Here is an 18,827-nt window from a genome sequence, read left to right on the forward strand (position 1 = left end):
TAGTGATGAAACAAAGCGCATATTAAATAAAAAAGCCAATACCTGATAATCAACTGGTCAACTACAACAGCAGGACACTTTTCCTAAAGAGTTTTCATACCTCTACTGACGACTCACTATTAGCTGTATGAAGCCTTTCTAAATTATAATACCAATCTGCCAAATTATGTGATCTAATTAGCACACCGATACTTATCTACTTTTACTAAATTGAACGTAAGCGTATAGCTAACGACACCTAGCTTTGCTTAATAATATTCCAAGGTAGCAGTGGCTCAAGGTTATCTGGCTGCTCAGCAAAGCGCTGTAAGCAAGTAGAGATATAGTCATGCACCACAAGGTTATTTGCCTTTGCGGTATCAATAAGACTATAAAGTATAGCGCTGGCATGTGCACCATTGCAGGTATTTGAGAACAACCAGTTTTTCGTCCTATTACGAACGGTTTTATGGCTCGCTCTGCACGGTTATTATCAATACTGAGCCTGCCATCATCGAGGTAACGCCTGAATTTCTCAAACTGATTTATCGCATAGGTAATTGCTTTACCTAGCGCCATTTGGGGAGGGATTTTATCTTTGTGCTTGAGTAACCATTGATACAATTCATCAACGATTGGTTTGGCTTTTCTCTGCCTAATCTTGAATTTTTCATCGTGCGATTTATCTTTGATGGCTTGCTCAATACCGTAGAGCTTGCGAATAAGGTTTAGTGCTACATCTGCTTTGACGGTTTTTTTATTATTGCCTTTAGCCTCGATGAATTTACGGCGCATATGGGCTAAGCACGCAACCAGTGTTGCATTCGTTTGCTCGTAAGCCTTGTAGCCGTCAACGTGCATGTAGCCTTCGTAACCATCAAGGAAATCAACCGCACATTGGCCTGCGCGACTGTTATGGTAATCAAAGAGGACAATATTAGTGCCTTTACCTGGTTTATCATCGCCGCAACAATACAGCCACATATAGCTGGTTGCTTTATCTGCATTAATGACGTTTAACGGGGTTTCATCGCCGTGAATAACCGGTTGAGATAGCAACACGTCTTTTAAGCGTTGATACAGAGGGGACAACAGGTCTGCGCAGCGCAACATCCAGCTCGACATGGTTTGTCTACTCAACTCAATACCAATATCGCCTAACATGGTTTCTTGGCGATAAAGTGGTAAGCCAAACTGGTATTTACACATGATTATTTGGCTCAGCAAGCTGGGCGTTGCGATGCTTTTTGGAATGGCTGTTGCGGGCATAAGGGCGGTTTTTACCACACTTTCAATGCCTTCACGCTCACAGTGACGGCACGTATATTTTGGGCGAATGGTTTTGATGACTTTGATATGCGCTGGCACAAACTCGAGTGCTTCACTGCTGCTTTCACCCATTTTGTGAAGGGGGCTTTGACAGCAATCACACATTTTTTCATCCTCTTCGAGGTCAACAACCACCTCAATTCGCGGCAACTGCGCTGGCAGTGGGCGGCGTTTCGGTTTGGCTTTTTCTTTCTTTACTGAGGCTGATGTGGCCAATAGCGCTTTATCATGTTCATCGAGAATATCTTCAGCTTCATTGAATACTTCGCCTGCACCCGGCATCTTTTCAGATTTCTTGGCGTACTCTTTGGCTAGTTTCGCGTTATAAGCTTGTAGCAATTCGTGAATTTGCGCGTCTTTTTCAGCCAACTTTTCATCCATATGCTGTTGCAACTCAAGCAACATGCGCTTGAGCTGTTCTGGGTCGTCAGGAAGTGAGTGTGCATCAATTTTCATGTTCGCAATTTAACAGAATTTGACGGTGTTTTCTTGCTTGACGCAAAGATAAAACAGACTGTGTGGCAACGATCATTTACTGCCAATATGATCGATTAGATCATCGATTGATACCGCAACTCTTCATGACCAAGCACATCATATCCCGACAACAACCAATCCAGTTGCTCTGGACTGAGCTCAAATTCTTGCAGACTGGCTTTGTTTGGCCATTTGAACTTTTGCTTTTGTCGAGTAGCCAGACCCGATTACTCGAGCCCAGCCCTCTAAGAACGGTACGTGCGAGTTTCCCCGCATACCGCTCAAGTCGTTATAACGCCATGTAGGATGGCGCAGCAGTATTTTGACTCCTATGAATGCTGTTATGGCAATAAGGATGAACAACCACGGTATTACTCGCTTTATTATCACCACCTAAATATAAAGGTACTAGGCGGTGAATATTCCAACCAGTTTTAGCCGTTATTTTTTCTTTGCAATACAAACACTCACCATTTTGACGTGATAATAATCTATGCAGACGTTCTTTGTTGCGAGAATTTACTAACACATCAAGCCGAGATTCAAAGTAAGTTTCATGTGTCGGATCGTAAGGGTTTGCATCGGAATTGATCTTTGGATGTCGCACAATCGGCATTGCTGCTAACCGAAATAAGCCTATTTGTTTATCACCGGTGCAGAATGTCCAATTACGCGCCCCAATAGAGTGGAAGTATCTAGCCCTAATCCAGTATTTTCCTTTTCTAGGATGTCTACGACATGCCCATTTCCAGAGTAGCAACCATATATCAGAGTCAATCTTGCAAAATACTTCCTTTGCGACACTGTGTCGGTGATAATTGCACCAACCTCTTAATATTGGATTAAGCTGAAAGATTAGCCTGTCTTGTCGACTAGAGCGATATTTGGTGATCGTAAGTCTCAACTTATTCATCAGATGTAGAACGCTTTTGCTACTGGGTTTGACCAATAATTTGCCATTATACTTTCTGAGATTTTGACCAAGAAAATCAAAACCCTCTGATATATGCCTAACGTGCGTTTTTTCTGGCGATAATGCCAAACCACGTTGGGACATAAATTCATTAATACAAGGCAATATTGTATCTACCAAAAACGCTTGAGAATGAGCCGTTACAACAAAATCATCGGCATATCTGATTACAGAGACTCTCTTAACATTAGAACGAATTTCACGGTGCTTACCTCTTTTAACACCAGAAGCTTCTTCAATTGTTCCTTGCAGTTGATTCAATACCATATTCATTAACGTCGGCGAGATTATTCCTCCTTGCGGTGTTCCTGCAAGTGTTGGATATACCTTACCAGACTCCATAAAGCCAGCATTCAGCCACTGTGAAAGGATTGGTTTGTCGATGTTTAAGTGCTTTAGCATCCACTCATGGCTGATATTATCGAAGCAACCTTTAATGTCCGCATCAAGCACCCATTCTCCCGCACGTTTGCGACACAATACTTTGAAGCATTGTTCGATCGCATCAGCACAAGACCTTTGTTTTCGAAAACCAAAAGAATTGCCGTCACTGTTTGTCTCCACTTCTGGCTCAACGGCTAGCAAATATAGTGCTTGCATCCCACGATCCAGCATTGTGGGGATACCGAGAGGTCTTTTCTGCCCATTCGACTTTGGAATAAAGACTCGCCTTAATGGACTTGCCTTGTATCCAGAGCGTTTGAGCGATGAGATTGCTCGCCATTTTTTAGTAGCACTTTGCCATGTTTCGCCATCAACACCAGACGTTTTACGCCCTTTGTTCTCCGTTACTTGTTTAACCGCAAGGGCTTTCGCATAAAAGGAATGAGTCAATAACCATTGCAGGCTTTTAACTTTCCCTTTTCTCCCTTGCTTTACTGCTTTCACAATACGCGCTTGCAATGATCCTACGTAGCGCTTTGCAGCCTTCCAATCGATGTTAGACCAGCATTGCGCTTCGTTTATAGGTGCACATTGTTCATAAGAGCAATTCATTTGCATTCCTAAGCTAAAATCTTATTACAAATTTCTTGTGATTAACCACTCGATGGAAGTGGGCTATGCTTTCGCATGATGTCACGTTCAATACATCTATCTTTGCCATTACAGCAAGGCATTCGCTTTCTCCATCGTCCTTTACCCGCATGCCCGTCATTCATTCTTACGAAGAAACTACCTCAACGAGGGAGCATACGGGCTTACCAAGTTCCGCTTTATTCACATAATGGGTTAGTGTCAGTCAATCCGCCGGGGGCACATTAAATTGCGTAACATGAGACTAGAGCATGTTAACTTGTCCACCACACCTTTTGGTTCAAGCTTGTCAGCATCTTTAGCTTGTTTACAATGACGACAGTTACAACTGTTCAGTTAATTACACATACCATTAATTCCTAGGGCCCAACCGCATGATGCTTGCAGTTTGTTCAACATCACTATTGAACTTAAGGCTACATTGTCTTTCGAGCTTCACACCCCACCATTGCTAGTGACGCATATCGAAATAGGAAACCTTCGGCAATACGAAGGGTTGAATCAAAGTTCAACAGTAAACAAAGCGACTTCTTGTCGCACCTAACCGCTTGTACCACAAAGCAAAGCCCGTTTTATCCCAGTAAACTGCGTATTCTCATGACTTTGATCACCGATTCTCATCAGCTTTGATCACCTGATTTATCATTTTGTAGAGCCGTTTTTAAATTAGCTTAACTGATCATCATCAGTCAATTTATTTAACTGTTTTCGTATCGATTCTCCTTTTAAGTTCAACTTAATCGAACCATGAATTAGCCTATCTAAAATGGCGTCAGCATGGGTTGATTCTCCGATCATCTCATGCCAGTTTTCCTGCGGGAGCTGGCTTATAATTATGTGTGATTTATACCCATACCGCGCATCGATTAATTCGAGTAAGTCACCTCGTTGCTGCGCACTCAGTGGTTCAAGCCCCCAGTCGTCTAAGATCAGTAGATCATACTTTATTAGCTTCGCTAGTAATTTTCGGTAACTACCATCTGCTTGTGCTAGAAACAGGCTTTCGAGTAGTTCTTTTAATCGAATATAGTAAACACTTTTTCCTTGTAGGCAGTGCTCATGTCCTAAGGCACACGCAAGGTATGTTTTTCCACAGCCTGTTGCCCCGGTGATTAAGATATTTTGATGTAAGTTCAGCCAGCTATTTTGGCTTAAGTTACGTATCTGTGCTTTTTCTATATTGCGTGTCGGCGAGTAAATCAGTTGATTTAACTGAGCCGGTAAGCGGAATTTAGCGTGTCGCACGAGCCGGTCGATTTTTCTTTGCTCACGCGTGTCAATTTCATGTGTTAGCAATAAACTGATACGCTCTATAAAGCTTTGCTCTTGGTATAAGTTAGGCTGCTCAAGCTGCTGTTTTAATGCGTGTTTTATGCCTGATAGCTTGAGTAGCTGAAGTTGTTGATTAATGGTGTCTATCATGATTCATTTCCTTAATGGTAATACTGTGTGCCGCGTATGTTGCCATGCTTAATTGGCTTTTCTGGCTCTGTTTGCTGTGTGGGTAACGGTTGTTGATCCAACCCTTTCTTCAGCATCTGCTTTATTGATTTGAGTGTGGTCGTATTCATTATGATTGCGCGATAGCACGCTTGCTCAAGCCGCTCTTTTGAATAGATTTTAGCTAAACTTAACACCCCTAAACAGGCGCGATAAGCGTGCTCGGGGTGACGCCGTCCACTGAGCTGTAACTCAATAACTTGGTGGGTATACTCCCCAATACTTAATGCCCATGAGCGTAAATTTATCGGTGACTGCTCATGCTGTTTTTGATGCGCCAGAGGCATATGATGAGACTGTGTTGTATGCCCACCTAAACGATGTGAGCGAGGATGTTGTGCGATTAAGGTATCGTCATGATAAAGCTGTACTAGCTGATTGGTTATGTGTGCGCGTAATTGTTTCTTAACCCACTGATACGGCACACTGTAGTAATGTTTTTCTATTTCAACATGATAATCAATGTGCACTCGCACCGTTTTGATTTGTGTATAGTGATAAGGCTTTTCAGGCAATGGCTTTAATGCGCTTTTATCCACCCTATCAAATAGCTGTTTACGTGACTGTTGATATTGCTTCATGACCTTATTGTTCATAGCATCAAGTAGTTTTGCTATTTCTCGATTTAGGTGCGCTAAGCTGTAGAAGGTTTGCTTGCGTAGACGTGCCATGATCCAACGCTCAACAATTTGTACACCGACTTCAGCCTTCGATTTATCTTTGGGTTTATAAGGTCTAGCGGGTATGACCGCGACATTAAAATACTCGGCTAATTGATGATACGTGGGGTTTAAATCAGGCTCGTAGCGACAGGGTTTACTAACGGCGCTTTTTAAGTTGTCGGGAATAACAAGTTCAGGAACACCGCCTAAAAACGCAAAGCAACGGGCATGACTCATCACCCAATCTTCAAGTTGTTGACTATACGTTGCCTCAGCATAGGTATAATTTGATGCGCCGAGCACGGCAACAAACACTTGAGCAGGTCGTGTTTCCTGTGTTGTAGGGCACGTGATGGTCAGCGTGGGGCCACAATAATCCACAAACAGCTTTTCACCGCCTTTATGATGCTGACGCATCGACAATCGTTGTTTGCCCACCCATTCCCGATAGGCTCGGCAAAAGTGGCTATAACTGTAATAAGGCTCACCGACTTTCTCACGCAATTCATCAAATACTAACTGCAACGTCAAATGTTTGTGCTGCTTCAAATCCTTATTGATGGTGAGCCAGTCAGGTGTTGGGTATCTTTTTTGACGGGTTGAGAAGTCCCTGATTTTTGTATTAAGAAAAGTACCGTGTTGTTTATCTTCAGGTAACGGCCATTGGTTTAAGCCTAACTCATTGGCCTTTTTAACGTAATTAGCCACAGTGCCAGGGGAGATAGTTAAGCTTCTGGCAATCTCTCGATGGGATAATTTTGCTGAATATTTCAGCCGTAAAATAGCATGTAATTTACTCATAGATATAGGTCTTGTTGACATTATTGTTATCCTCATCAAATGATTTAGATAACGGTTTAACATACCTACAAAAATGATAAAACGTGAACTCGGTGAGGAGTGGCATTAAGCTTTGATCGGCAAAATCATTAAGAACACAAAAGTGATCATTATCGAGTGATTTTCGTGATCAAAGCTTAATGAGAATAAGTGATCAAAGTTAATGCCATTGGGTGATCAAAGCTGGAGAGAATATGCAGTAAACCAGCTTGAGTTTGTCTTTCGCTTTATTGCAGAACAAAAATAATGCACCAGTGTAAGCATCACGTTCAAGCTCGCCTTCAACCAGTGCGACCAGACCATCAATGGATTTTCGAAAATCCACGGCATCGCGATAGAGGTAAATATGTGCAGGTTCAACGAACATTTTCATTAGGCAAGCTCGCGTAACAGTTGACTCAGATAAGTGGCAGGCATTGTGGATGGCAAGCTGACTTTCACGTTACCGATAGCAAGAATGATCGGCTGTTGCTGTTCAGTGGGAGCAACGTGTTTAGTGACTTTTGCGCGAACAAAACTACCAGATGCAGCAGTAAGCTTACTTCGTGCCGCATAAAAGCTTGTTTTTGATAAGGCATGTTGTTGGCAAAACTCAGTAATAGTTAAACCGCTGGCTTGTTGTTCTTCGATAATACTGCGCCATTGTTCAAGGCTGCGTGTTTTTCTCATGGCTATCTCCTCATTGAAATTCGGAAATAGCTTAATCATTTTGACGAGTGACAGGCAGGTGCATTTTGCTAGACGCTTACACTTTATTCAGCCCTCTGTATCGACAATACCTATGTCCATCAGGGCGGGACGCACTTTAGATCATATTTTTATTTAAAGTGCGATCCCGCCCTGGGGTCATCAATTGATTGAAAATAGTTAAATAATTAAATAGTTGGGTATCAGATACAAACATACGACTTTAAAAAATTATAAAATCAAAAACTTAAGTCAAGGTGAAGTTAGTATTCTTGCCCTGAGTAAAAGCCCTACTTTATAAGTTGGTAAGCTCTTGCAACGATAAGTTTGAATCACGTAACGATTATTTTATTTCATTACCATCCAATTCAAATCATGATGAATATCGGTTACATAATTACCCCGTCACAGATGATTCAATAAAAGGGTTATCAGCCTTCTGAAGTGGGTCGTAGACAATTGATTTCAATGCATGCCCGTAATAATATAGTATATCATTGCGGGTATGCTCATTAAATGTACTATCTTCGAAACTTAACCTAAGCGACAACTCACCGAGCTCTCTTCTATGAATAAACACACACTCCCATATGTAGCTTGAAGTATTATTTCCGTCTGCAGAGCCATCGTTTTCTTTACTGTGATTAACCTGAAAGTCCACATAGTTGAATAAACAAGCAGATAAATCTAAATTAAGCTTTTGCTCTAGTAACGCCACAGGATAATGCCGGTGGGTCCAACTCGATATTTGAAGCTGATCAACTTCTATCACTAGATTACGCCAACTTGGCTGCTCGGTATTCACCGAGAGAGGTAAAGGATTCAAAAAAAGGCCAATTGCAGTATCTCCACCAGCAACCTCTAGCCGACCATGTCGATTTACCGAGCAAGTAATATTATTGCTACCGTTAACCTGCGCCAAAACCCACATATGTATCGCTAACAAGATACTGCGTGGTGAAACTGATAAAGTTCTCGCCGTACCTTCTAGCTGAGCACTTAAATCAGAATAGTCATCGCTGATGCGATAAATATCATGCGCTTCTTTTCCTGTCCAATATGGCAATTCAGAGCCCTTCAGGTGTTGCTGCCAGAAAGCTTCAGATTCTTTACTCTGTATTGCATTAATCTCAGCGGCAATATAAGCACTGAAACTCAATAACTCAGGTTTTAATTGAGAAGCTTTATTCTGGTAATAATCTTGATAGCGTTGCACAAATTCAGGAATCAACAAGGCTGCGCTCCATCCATCTAAGATGGCGTGGTGATTAGCAAAAATAAATATAAACTCGTTATTGCCATAAATATGAACCGTCATCCTCCATAATGGTATATTGAAGTCATATTGCCGTTTTGTCTCTTCAATAAACCAAGAAGACATATCAGTCTCTAACTGGCTAAATGACTTACCCTGCCAATTAATAATCTCAATAGGCCCTTGATAATCTGCCAACACACATTGTAAAGCAGGCGTATTAGAAAAGTCGAACACAGACCTTAAAATTGGGTATTGATCCAGCATATCCTGCCAGGCATTGCGAAACGCTTTCTCATCCCAAGGTATACTCATGGCTTCTGACATCACGTCATGGTAGCTACCATGCAGCCAGCTGTCTTCGATCATTTGCCTTTGCAAATAAGAAAGAGGGTAAGCATCTTGATAGCCTAACTCTTGTAATTTGCTCTTACTGATAGCTTCAACTAAAGCAAATGGCTTTGGCTTCTCTTCAATACTTTGACTTTCCACATCACTACTGCAAATAGCTATAGCCAGCTCTGACACAGTTTGATGTGTAAGTAAGTCTTTAACACTAAAAGGAACTCCTTTATGTTTCGCTTGAGCCACCAGGCGCACTGCAAGTATTGAGTCACCACCTAAGCTAAAAAAATTGTCTGTAATGCCCACTGAAAAAGCATTAAGTATGTCTTGCCAAATTTGGCACAACTGCATTTCTAATTCATTAGTAGGAGCAACATAATCTTGCTCAACACTATATTCAGCCTCTGGTAACGCATACCTGTCCACTTTACCTGTTACAGTGATTGGAAATTCAGTAATTACAACAAAAGCATAGGGCTGCATATATTGAGGTAACTTAGTCTTTAACTCATTTCGAGCTGCCTTGATAAAGTCATGATCTGTCACTTTAGATTCATCAAGCTTTTGTATATAGGCCACCAGCCTTTTATCACCTAGGCTCACCTCCTTGGCAACAACTAACACCTGTTTAACATTAGCCAGTTTACTGATTTCTGCTTCCACTTCGGGTAGTTCAATACGAAATCCACGAATTTTAACCTGATGATCAACTCTTCCCAAAAATTCAAGTGTACCATCACTCAACCAACGTGCCTGATCGCCAGTTTTATACATTCTACCTTTTGTAAATGGATTACAGATAAACTTCTCAGCCGTGAGTTCAGGTTGGTTCAAATAACCACGAGCTAACCCTTCACCGCCAATATGTAACTCTCCCGCAACACCAGCTGGTTGAAACTGATTTTCGTTGTTAAGAATATATAACCCTGTGTGGGCAAGTGCGCTACCGATGGGAACTACAGCATCGGCTTCAATATCTTTATGGGTTACATCAGCATAACTTACATCAATTATCGACTCAGTTTGCCCATATATATTCATGCACTTAGCGTCGCTAGAAATAACTCTTTTCAAATTAATTAAGTCTTTGCCATACCAACTTTCGGAACCAACGAGAATATAGCGTAAAGCTTCCAAAGTCTTACAATGGCTTAACAAATACTCTACCATCATTCTTAATACCGCAGGTACAAAGTCACCAAAGTTAATCAGCTCTTTATCCATCAAGGCCACAAACTCTTCTGGTGTCAGCAAGGTTTCTTTGCTTGCAACCACTAACTTGCCGCCTGTTAATAAAGACTTAACAATATCACCTAAACAGATATCCACAGTAATACCTGCCATCTGTATAACACATGGTGGATTTTCATAAAGTGAGAAGGCTTTATCCCACCCCTCCAATCTTACCATCATCGACCTGTGATCCACCATCACCCCTTTAGGCTTTCCAGTGGAACCTGAGGTGAACACTATGTACGCTAGATTCTCCGCCGATACACTATTTTGTTCTCGTTTGATATTGCTAAAGAGCTCAGTATTAGCTTGAAGCAATTCATCAATATTTATAGTATTAATGCTATTCTGATAGCCAGTAATGCTATGAGCTAGAGTGCCTTGTGTCACAATTTGGTTAATTTGTGTTTCATCTAAAAGCATTTCAATGCGATCCATAGGGAAACTGATATCTAACGGTACATATGCAGCACCCGATTTCAGAATACCGAGGATAGTCAACACCATAAAATGAGAACGATCTAAGTAAACTCCCACAAGAGATTCAGGTCCAACTCCTTGCTTAACGAGAAAGTGGGCTAACACATTGGCTTGCTGATTTAATTCATCATAGGTCAGCCTTTGTTGTTCAAATACTAAGGCTGTTTTATTTGCGTATTTATCCGCCTGAAGTTCAAAGGCCTCATGAATACATAAGTCATTGTCAAAATCTGCATTTTGCTGTTCTTGTGTCAATCCCAAGACTTGCTTGATAAAGGAGTCCATTTGTGACGGTGACAACATGGGTAAGCTATTTACAGGGGATGCAGAGTCCGCAATTAAACTCCGAAGTAAGGTTTCAAAACTGGCCATCATGTTAGATATAGTGTCAGCTTCAAAGAGATCTGTAGAGAATTCCCACTCCATCACAAAACCACTTTCAACTGGCATTGCTGTTAAGGTGAGTTCAAATTGAGAAAATTCAGAATGATGCTCTATATGTTCTAATTTAACATCAGGAAAATTAATCTCAGCATCGTCGCGGTTTCCCCTTCCCCAATCTTGAAAAGACAGCATAATTTGGCAAAGTGGTGCAAAGCTTACGCTGCGCTCTATTTGCAGTTCATCGATGATTTTTTCAAAGGGTAATTGTTGGTGTGCATAGGCGCCTAAAATAGTTTGCTTACTCGCTTCAATTAAGTCGCCAAAACTCTGTTCCCCTACAAAGGTTGAACGAAGTGGTAAGGTATTCACAAAAAAACCAATGATAGAAGCAAGCTGAGCTTTTTCTCGATTAGCTATTGGCGTGCCTATAACAATATCATTCTCACCACTGTATCTGGATAAAAAATAACTGAACGCAGCATGCAGTACCATAAACAAAGTGGCATTATGAGCTTGTGCCAATGCCTCTAAACCATGTCTGATATCAAGCTCAAGTCTTTGTCTTAGGGTCTTGCCTTTATTGGATAATTGTTGTGGTCGCACATGATCTAAAGGTAGAGCATGGAGTTTTGGCACCGCCTCTAACTTACATTTCCAGTAGTTCAGATAACTATCTAACACATCACCTTTTAAATGATTACGCTGCCAACGAGCATAATCTGCATATTGCAGCTCAAGAGTAGGAAGTAAGTCTTCTTGATTATTGATATAGGCCGAATAATAGGTTTCTAGTTCTTGAATGACGATATTCATTGACCAGCCATCCATATTAATGTGGTGCATGCTACCCAACAATACGAACCTTTCACTTTGATCTTGTACAACAAATAATCGCACCATTAAATCCTGGCTTAAATCAAAAGGATTTTGCATCTCCTCAGAAATCAACCTATCTAGCTCAGCCTCCTTATCTGCTACATTTTGTATATCAATTAAAGGAAGGTTTAATGGCTGATAACGGCGTACTACCTGAAAAACACTCGTTCCATCGTTTACAAATACAGTGCGTAAGCTTTCATGACGCTTCACTATTTGGTTAAAGGCATGCTCTAAGGCAGCAATATTTAAGCCGCCATTAAAAGCCATTGTCATTGGGATGTGGTATTGCAAACTCTCCCCGACCATTTGATCAATAACCCACAACCTCTGTTGAGCAAACGATGGGAGAGAAATATCCTTATTGCTGAAGATATTTAATTTCTCAAACAGGGTGATAATGTCACTCTTGCTTTCCTGAAGTTTCAATTTAATTTCTTCAGTTAACGCACCTTTAGCGGCATCTACTTTTAATTTGCCATCTTGCAGAAATAACTGAATATCTAAATTTATGGTCTCAACCAAAAAAGATAACAAACTCATAACTCGAACTCCTCTCGATCGCCAACCGATGTATGCTGCGTCCCTAAAATTATCTCAGGGTTGCAACCATTACTTTCGTGAAGAGCCTTAGCACTATCAATCTCAGAAGCAAACTGACGTAGTGTTTTACTATTAAACAAAGTAGATACTGGTAATTCGATCTCAAACTCTTGGGTGATCATTGCTAACAACTTAGTCGCCAATAAAGAATGACCACCTAAATTAAAAAAGTTACTAATAGCGCTAACATCTGTATCCAACTGCAATACGTCCTGCCACAATAGAGCTAATTTTTTCTCAATTTTAGTCTGGGGCGCTACATACTCTGATTCTTGACTTATGTATGAAGGTACTGGCAAATGACTACGATCAACTTTTCCATTGTTGCTAAGCACAAAATTGTCTACCAAAACAAAAGCGGCCGGCTGCATAAAATCAGGAAGCTTTTTACCTACATATTGTTTTAAAGCAGACTCTAACTTTTTATTAACACTCCCTTGGCTTACCTTTACGTAGGCAACTAAACGCTTATCGCCTGGCACATCTTCTCGAATAAGTACAACGACTTCATCAATTTCTGGATAAGCATATAAACACGATTCAACCTCACCAAGCTCAATGCGGAATCCTCTGAGTTTGACTTGATTATCGAGGCGAGATACAAACATGTATTGGCCATCGGCAAGTTTTCTAACCAAGTCTCCTGAGCGATATAACCTAGCATTGTCTTCAACTGAAAATGGGTGATGAATAAACTTTTGCTCATTCATTCCATTAGTATCATTTAAATAGCCGTCAGCTAAACCTACTCCTCCGATGCACAATTCACCAATAGCACCGTCTGGCATAATTTGTAACTCGGGTGACAACACCCAAAGCTCCGTACCTTTAATAGGCTTCCCTATGGGCAAAGCTTGCTCTGGGTTAAAGTTAGGTAATACTGAATAACAGGTGGTGAAAGTGGTGTTTTCTGTTGGGCCATAACCATTAATTGCGCGAATACCAGGCAAGCTATCAATCACCTTTTTGACCATAACTTGTGAAGCTACATCTCCCCCAAACAAAACTTGTAACTTTGACCAATCTTGTTGATGTGAGACAGACAAAGCATCTAATGTGGTCGCCCATTGCTCAAACAATGCTGCAGTTAGCCAAAAAACATTTACTTTGCCTTGCGCTATTAATTTATTAATAACCTGAAGGTCAACATAATCAGAAGGATATAGCACCGATCTCCCTCCATTTAGTAAAGCTCCCCAAAGCTCGAAAGCTGTCGCATCAAAGCTAATCGAGGAATGTAACATCACCTTCGCATCCTTGTTCAATTCAACATAGTCAGCATTTAGAACTAAACGCAATACACCTAACTGATTAACCACAACGCCTTTAGGTTTGCCTGTTGAGCCTGATGTATAGCTTATATAGGCCATACTCTGCCCATTAATGCCTGCCAATTCAAGATCGCTGTCTGGCTCCATCAGAAGCGTCATTATTATCTGAATATCATCCACACATATACATCGATGAATGTCTTCATTGAGAGGTAATTTGTTCTTAAGCATTTGTTGTGAAAGGACGAATTTAACCCCAGAGTCATTCAGCATATGAGTCAAACGATCTTTAGGGTAGTTAGGATCCAACGGCAAATAAGCTCCACCCGCCTTAAGAATCGCTAGGATAGACACTATTAAATCTGGGCATCGAGTTAAGCATACCCCCACTAAGTTACCCGGTTCTACTCCTTGCTGAGTTAGGTAATTGGCAAGCTGATTTGCTTTACTATTTAGTTGCTTATAGGTTAACGATATCTGCTCTGCTTCAATTGCAATGGCCTCTGGAGTAGTCGCCACTATAGACTCAAAGGCACTGCAAATACTGAGCTCGGGGCTGATATCTGTAACTCGATTTAATTGTGCTTCATTTTGTAACTTCTGACGTTCCTCAATTGATACCAAAGGCAATGACAATACTGGGCTATCTGGTGAAGTTGTTATATGGCCCAATAAGGTCTCATAGGCACTCGCGAGGGCTTTTATAGTGTCTTGACTAAACAGTTTGGGGTTATATTCCCAATCACATGCTAGCTGACCATTTTTATCTTCAATATTTAAAGTAATATCAAATTTTGCAATGCGTTCATCACCTGTAATAGGAGAAAAGGTTACCCCATCAAAATCAAATTCTGGTACCTGATTATTTTGCAGAGAAAACATCAACTGAAAAATAGGTGAGTAGCTGTCACTGCGCTGTGGATTGAGGTTCTCAACTAACGTATCAAAAGGTATGTTCTGGTTTTCATAAGCATCAAGAGTGTTACTTTTAACTTTTTGAATATATTCAATAAAACTCTGTTCCCCTTCAATTTTAGAGCGTAGTACAAGAGTATTAACAAAAAAGCCGATAAGCGGGAAAAACTCTGCTTGAGTACGGTTTGCAATAGGAGTCCCCATCACAATATCTTTTTCATTACTCCAACGATTCAACAACAGCGCATAACTTCCCTGTAACACCATAAACAAGGTACATTGTTGTGCCTGACACAAATCTTTAATGGCTAGACTAAGCTTTTCATCTAGGCTATGGCGATATACAGCACCATCTTGAGATACATGTGGTGGTCGCGGGTAGTCTAACGGTAAACTGTGAACCTCAGGGGCTCCAGCCAAAGTATGTTGCCAATACTCTTGTTGTTTAGTTAACGTTTCTTCATCAGTGGATTTGCGCTGCCAATTAGCAAAATCTACATATTGAAAATCAAGCGCTGGTAAGGGGTTGTTTTGATTATTATTATAAGCCTGATATAGACTATTTAACTCTTGCAGCATTACACCCACTGACCAACCATCAGTTGCGATATGATGCATAGTAAATAGTAAATAGTGCTCTGTATTAGATTGTCTAATCAACATTACGCGTAACATTAAATCTTGTTGAAGATTGAAGGGCCTATTAGCTTCGTCTAGCAAAACTTGACAGATATTGGCTTCACCACCCTCGCCCTCCAATATATTGATATCAAAGTCACAAGCCTCATTCACAACCTGCAAAGGCTCGCCGTCTCGTTCAATATAGGTGGTTCTTAGACTCTCATGGCGTTCAACCACGGATTTAAATGCTTGAGTAAGCGCCTCAATGTTTAAACTCCCCACCAACTTAAAACCACCTTGAACATGATAGCTTGCATTCTGGCCAGTTAGTTTATCGATAAACCACAGCCTCTGTTGCGCAAATGAAAGTGGGACACCTTGAGACTTTTGTTCTGGGGTGACTCTTTCTATGCCACCTTGACCGATAACTGATTTAACATACTGAATCAAATGAGGTTTGTGCTCATTTATAGCTTTGGCCACCTCAAGTGTAATCACACCTTTTGATGCTTGCACTTTTAACTGTTCACCAGTTACATCAAGTGTCACTTTGTTTTTGTTAAAAAAATCAACTAATGCTTGAAAGTTCATATTAGGTCCATATTAAAATCGATGCTAAAAGTGCGAATTTCACTTAGTTATTTCTCAAGCTTTCAGCAATTAACTGATAATTCCTAAGTAAGTCTTCACTAGACTCGGTAACGGTAAGCAATGTCAGCTCATCTAATTGCAAATCATCTATTAGCTGAATCAACTTGTCCTGCACTTGTTGTTGATTTCCAACTATCAAGGTATCTTTCATTTGTGCTTCATTTTCAGCATGACTTGATACCGCTAGGAGCTTTTCACTTTCATCCATAGTAGGAAATGGCACATTGTGCCCTGCTTTATCAGCTAACATAGTCCAAGCAATTGTGCTTTGGCTCATACGCTTGGCTTTATCTTCAGAATCGGCACAATAGGCTGCTACAGCTAAATTGACTACTGGCTGCTCTAATATGGTGGATGGTTTAAAGTTTTCTCTATAAACATCAATAGATTGTTTAGCAAAACTGTGATTTGCAAATGCCGCATAAGCAAAGCTTAGCCCCCTTTCTGCTGCAAACATTGCTGAACCTAAACCTGCACCTAACACCCAACATTCAGGATGAATTACCCCTTGAGGTAAAGCATGAACCGTTTTCTCGTCCCTAAGATAAGCATAAACACTGTCCTGTTTGGCGTTAATAATTGCAGGGCTAAATTCATGACTCCCTAAAGATTGAATCGCACCATGAACCGCACCAGGCGAACGACCTATTCCGAGATCAAATCTACCGTCACACAAGGTAGATAACATGCGTGCCGTCTCTGCCACTTTCAATGGCGAATAGTGACCAACCAGAATACCCGCAGTACCTACACGAATTTTAGACGTTTCGGCTCCAATTTTAGCCACCATAAGTTCTGGACACGCACTCGAAAAAGCTTGTTGATTATGATGTTCAGCAACCCAATAACGGTGAAAGCCCATCTCTTCAACTTGTTTCGCTATTTCAATAGAGCGATGGATGGAATTAACCGCAGTTTGACCGTTAAAAATAGGAGATTGATCTAATGCATTTAATTTAACGATTCTCATTATGCTTCCCTTGGAATCAATGGTTCAATAAACTGTTTTTCCGAATTCGAAGAATTGGTTTGAATTTCTTGTATATGTCCTTGGTCAAAGGTAACGATACGATCAGCAGCATCAAAGAACTGGTTATCATGGCTTATAGCTATCACTGTCTTGCCTGCTTTTTTGAGCTCTGGTAATAGTTCACGGTAGAAAAATTGTCGATAATGGTTATCTTGATCAGCAGCCCATTCATCAAATAAAAATACATCTGGGTCTAGTATCAAAGCTTGAATGAGCGCTAAGCGTTTTCGCTGCCCTGATGATAGTTCTGTTGTGGATACGTGCCCATCTTTGTAAGTAACTTTTTGATCCAAAGATAAACGTTTTAAATACTTATCTACTTTTTGCTTATCAGCAGGTTGCCCATAGTGATCCACAAACCAATCAAACAAAAAGAAATCTGCAAAAATCGCGGCAATACGAAGATCTGTATGGCCGTTAGCAATACCAGAGTTTGACACCAACTCCAACCTACCTTCCTGCGGGCGATATAGCTGAGTAATCAACTTAGCAAATGTTGACTTACCGCTACCATTCCCACCGATAACAAATAAAACTTCACCACGATTAATACTTAAGTTCAGCGGGCCAACCACAAACTGCGCTTCATCCTCCTTCTCATCTTTGTCGTAGTAAAAAGTACAATCCTTTATAATTATTTGAGTCCAATTTTGTGAAGATATTTCTTTTCCATTCCCCCTCAAATCAGGTGTTTCATCAGAAGTAAGATCGAGCCCTAAGGAAAGAATTTTCTTATACGCTACCGCTCCTTTCATGCACTCTTCAATATAGCGAATCATCATGCCTAATGGGCCAATCAAATAGATAGTCACAAACATATACGCCACCATTACATCTAAAGCTAAATGATTCATGATGGCAGAAGAATACACCACCGCTCCCAGCGCAAAGAATATAATTATATTTGTCCAGTTATTACTGATGTTAAACAGTGTCTGCCCTTTAATTTCTAAAGAGCGAATTTTTTCAATACTAGGATTAATTTCATTTTCAAGAAAATAGCGCTTTCCAGAAGGGTTTAAGTTCAACTCTTTCGCTCCCTCGGTCAATCCTCTATAGCTCTTATATAAGCCATCTTCTTCTTCACGAATATGATTAAAAAACACAGAAGCACGGGACATAATTAGATTGGTAACTAAAACCCCTAACCCTATGACGCCAATTAGAATCAAAAATGACTGCCAAGAAAGATAAGCGAGATAACCAAAACACAACAAAACCATAAAACTGTTAAAACATAGAGCTGGAAAAACCAACATGGCAGTTGAAAGTCGATTTACATCACTAGAAAGTGTGGCTTGCAACTTATGCGGTCCCAACTTTTCCAAATCACTAAACTGCATTGCCAATAAATTAGACGATAATGTTTTGCGCAAACCTCTAACCATAGAAGTACTGAAGATCGTGACACTTTGTTGCGCAATAAAACCACCAACCATAACGGCAACAGCAGCAAGTATGTACAACGTTAAACGGTGAAGATAGTCTGTATTATCGCCAGCGAGCCTAACTTCATTTTGTATGGCTGATATAAGCCATAAAGAACACATAGCACTGGTTACGCTGCCGATCACAAATAATGGCACCAGTTTCCAATGTTGCTTTAACCCTTTTATTATCATTGTATTATCCTTTGAATATTGTGCCACTAGCGCTATTTATTTGTGTTGTAAGCGGCTAG

At 40.6% G+C, this 18,827-nt stretch carries 9 protein-coding genes and 1 pseudogene; all 10 read right to left on the reverse strand.

Annotated features, from left to right (window positions below):
• Positions 1–238: 238 nt before the first annotated feature.
• Positions 239–1,764, reverse strand: a pseudogene (tnpC, locus tag ACMVDV_RS11715) (IS66 family transposase).
• A 310-nt stretch (positions 1,765–2,074) separates the two neighbouring features.
• Entirely contained in the window at positions 2,075–3,754 is a 1,680-nt protein-coding gene (gene ltrA, locus ACMVDV_RS11720) for a group II intron reverse transcriptase/maturase (RefSeq protein WP_248475026.1), read from the reverse strand.
• Positions 3,755–4,459: 705 nt separating this feature from the next.
• On the reverse strand, positions 4,460–5,215 hold the full coding sequence (gene istB / locus ACMVDV_RS11725; protein WP_416157196.1) for an IS21-like element helper ATPase IstB: 756 nt from the start codon (positions 5,213–5,215) through the stop codon (positions 4,460–4,462).
• Positions 5,216–5,226: 11 nt separating this feature from the next.
• Positions 5,227–6,777, reverse strand: a complete 1,551-nt coding sequence (gene istA, locus ACMVDV_RS11730; RefSeq protein ID WP_416157195.1) for an IS21 family transposase — start codon at positions 6,775–6,777, stop codon at positions 5,227–5,229.
• Between the two features lie 178 nt (positions 6,778–6,955).
• Complete coding sequence (gene tnpB / locus ACMVDV_RS11735) at positions 6,956–7,168, reverse strand: IS66 family insertion sequence element accessory protein TnpB (protein WP_416158238.1); 213 nt, start codon at positions 7,166–7,168, stop codon at positions 6,956–6,958.
• A complete protein-coding gene (gene tnpA, locus ACMVDV_RS11740; protein WP_416158239.1) occupies positions 7,168–7,464 on the reverse strand; it encodes an IS66 family insertion sequence element accessory protein TnpA in 297 nt (98 codons plus the stop codon). Before tnpA ends, tnpB begins: the two co-directional genes overlap by 1 nt.
• A gap of 415 nt (positions 7,465–7,879) precedes the next feature.
• Positions 7,880–12,598, reverse strand: coding sequence for an amino acid adenylation domain-containing protein (locus tag ACMVDV_RS11745; protein ID WP_416158240.1), 4,719 nt, complete (start codon positions 12,596–12,598; stop codon positions 7,880–7,882).
• Entirely contained in the window at positions 12,595–16,056 is a 3,462-nt protein-coding gene (locus ACMVDV_RS11750) for an amino acid adenylation domain-containing protein (protein WP_416158241.1), read from the reverse strand. The genes ACMVDV_RS11745 and ACMVDV_RS11750 overlap by 4 nt, the downstream gene beginning before the upstream one ends.
• Before the next feature lie 43 nt (positions 16,057–16,099).
• Positions 16,100–17,086: an MsnO8 family LLM class oxidoreductase gene (locus ACMVDV_RS11755; protein ID WP_416158242.1), complete on the reverse strand. Its 987-nt coding sequence runs from the start codon at positions 17,084–17,086 to the stop codon at positions 16,100–16,102.
• Positions 17,086–18,768: a cyclic peptide export ABC transporter gene (locus ACMVDV_RS11760; RefSeq protein WP_416158243.1), complete on the reverse strand. Its 1,683-nt coding sequence runs from the start codon at positions 18,766–18,768 to the stop codon at positions 17,086–17,088. Before ACMVDV_RS11760 ends, ACMVDV_RS11755 begins: the two co-directional genes overlap by 1 nt.
• Between the last annotated feature and the right edge of the window lie 59 nt (positions 18,769–18,827).

It is taken from the genome of Pseudoalteromonas sp. ASV78, assembly GCF_047806705.1.
Lineage (GTDB): Bacteria > Pseudomonadota > Gammaproteobacteria > Enterobacterales > Alteromonadaceae > Pseudoalteromonas > Pseudoalteromonas prydzensis_A.

What these genes read in the sequence shown, in the direction of transcription:
- ltrA (WP_248475026.1), bottom strand. Translation starts at nt 3,754, where the DNA reads ATGAATTGCTCTTATGAACAATGTGCACCTATAAACGAAGCGCAATGC.
- istB (WP_416157196.1), bottom strand. Translation starts at nt 5,215, where the DNA reads ATGATAGACACCATTAATCAACAACTTCAGCTACTCAAGCTATCAGGC.
- istA (WP_416157195.1), bottom strand. Translation starts at nt 6,777, where the DNA reads ATGTCAACAAGACCTATATCTATGAGTAAATTACATGCTATTTTACGG.
- tnpB (WP_416158238.1), bottom strand. Translation starts at nt 7,168, where the DNA reads ATGAAAATGTTCGTTGAACCTGCACATATTTACCTCTATCGCGATGCC.
- tnpA (WP_416158239.1), bottom strand. Translation starts at nt 7,464, where the DNA reads ATGAGAAAAACACGCAGCCTTGAACAATGGCGCAGTATTATCGAAGAA.
- ACMVDV_RS11745 (WP_416158240.1), bottom strand. Translation starts at nt 12,598, where the DNA reads ATGAGTTTGTTATCTTTTTTGGTTGAGACCATAAATTTAGATATTCAG.
- ACMVDV_RS11750 (WP_416158241.1), bottom strand. Translation starts at nt 16,056, where the DNA reads ATGAACTTTCAAGCATTAGTTGATTTTTTTAACAAAAACAAAGTGACA.
- ACMVDV_RS11755 (WP_416158242.1), bottom strand. Translation starts at nt 17,086, where the DNA reads ATGAGAATCGTTAAATTAAATGCATTAGATCAATCTCCTATTTTTAAC.
- ACMVDV_RS11760 (WP_416158243.1), bottom strand. Translation starts at nt 18,768, where the DNA reads ATGATAATAAAAGGGTTAAAGCAACATTGGAAACTGGTGCCATTATTT.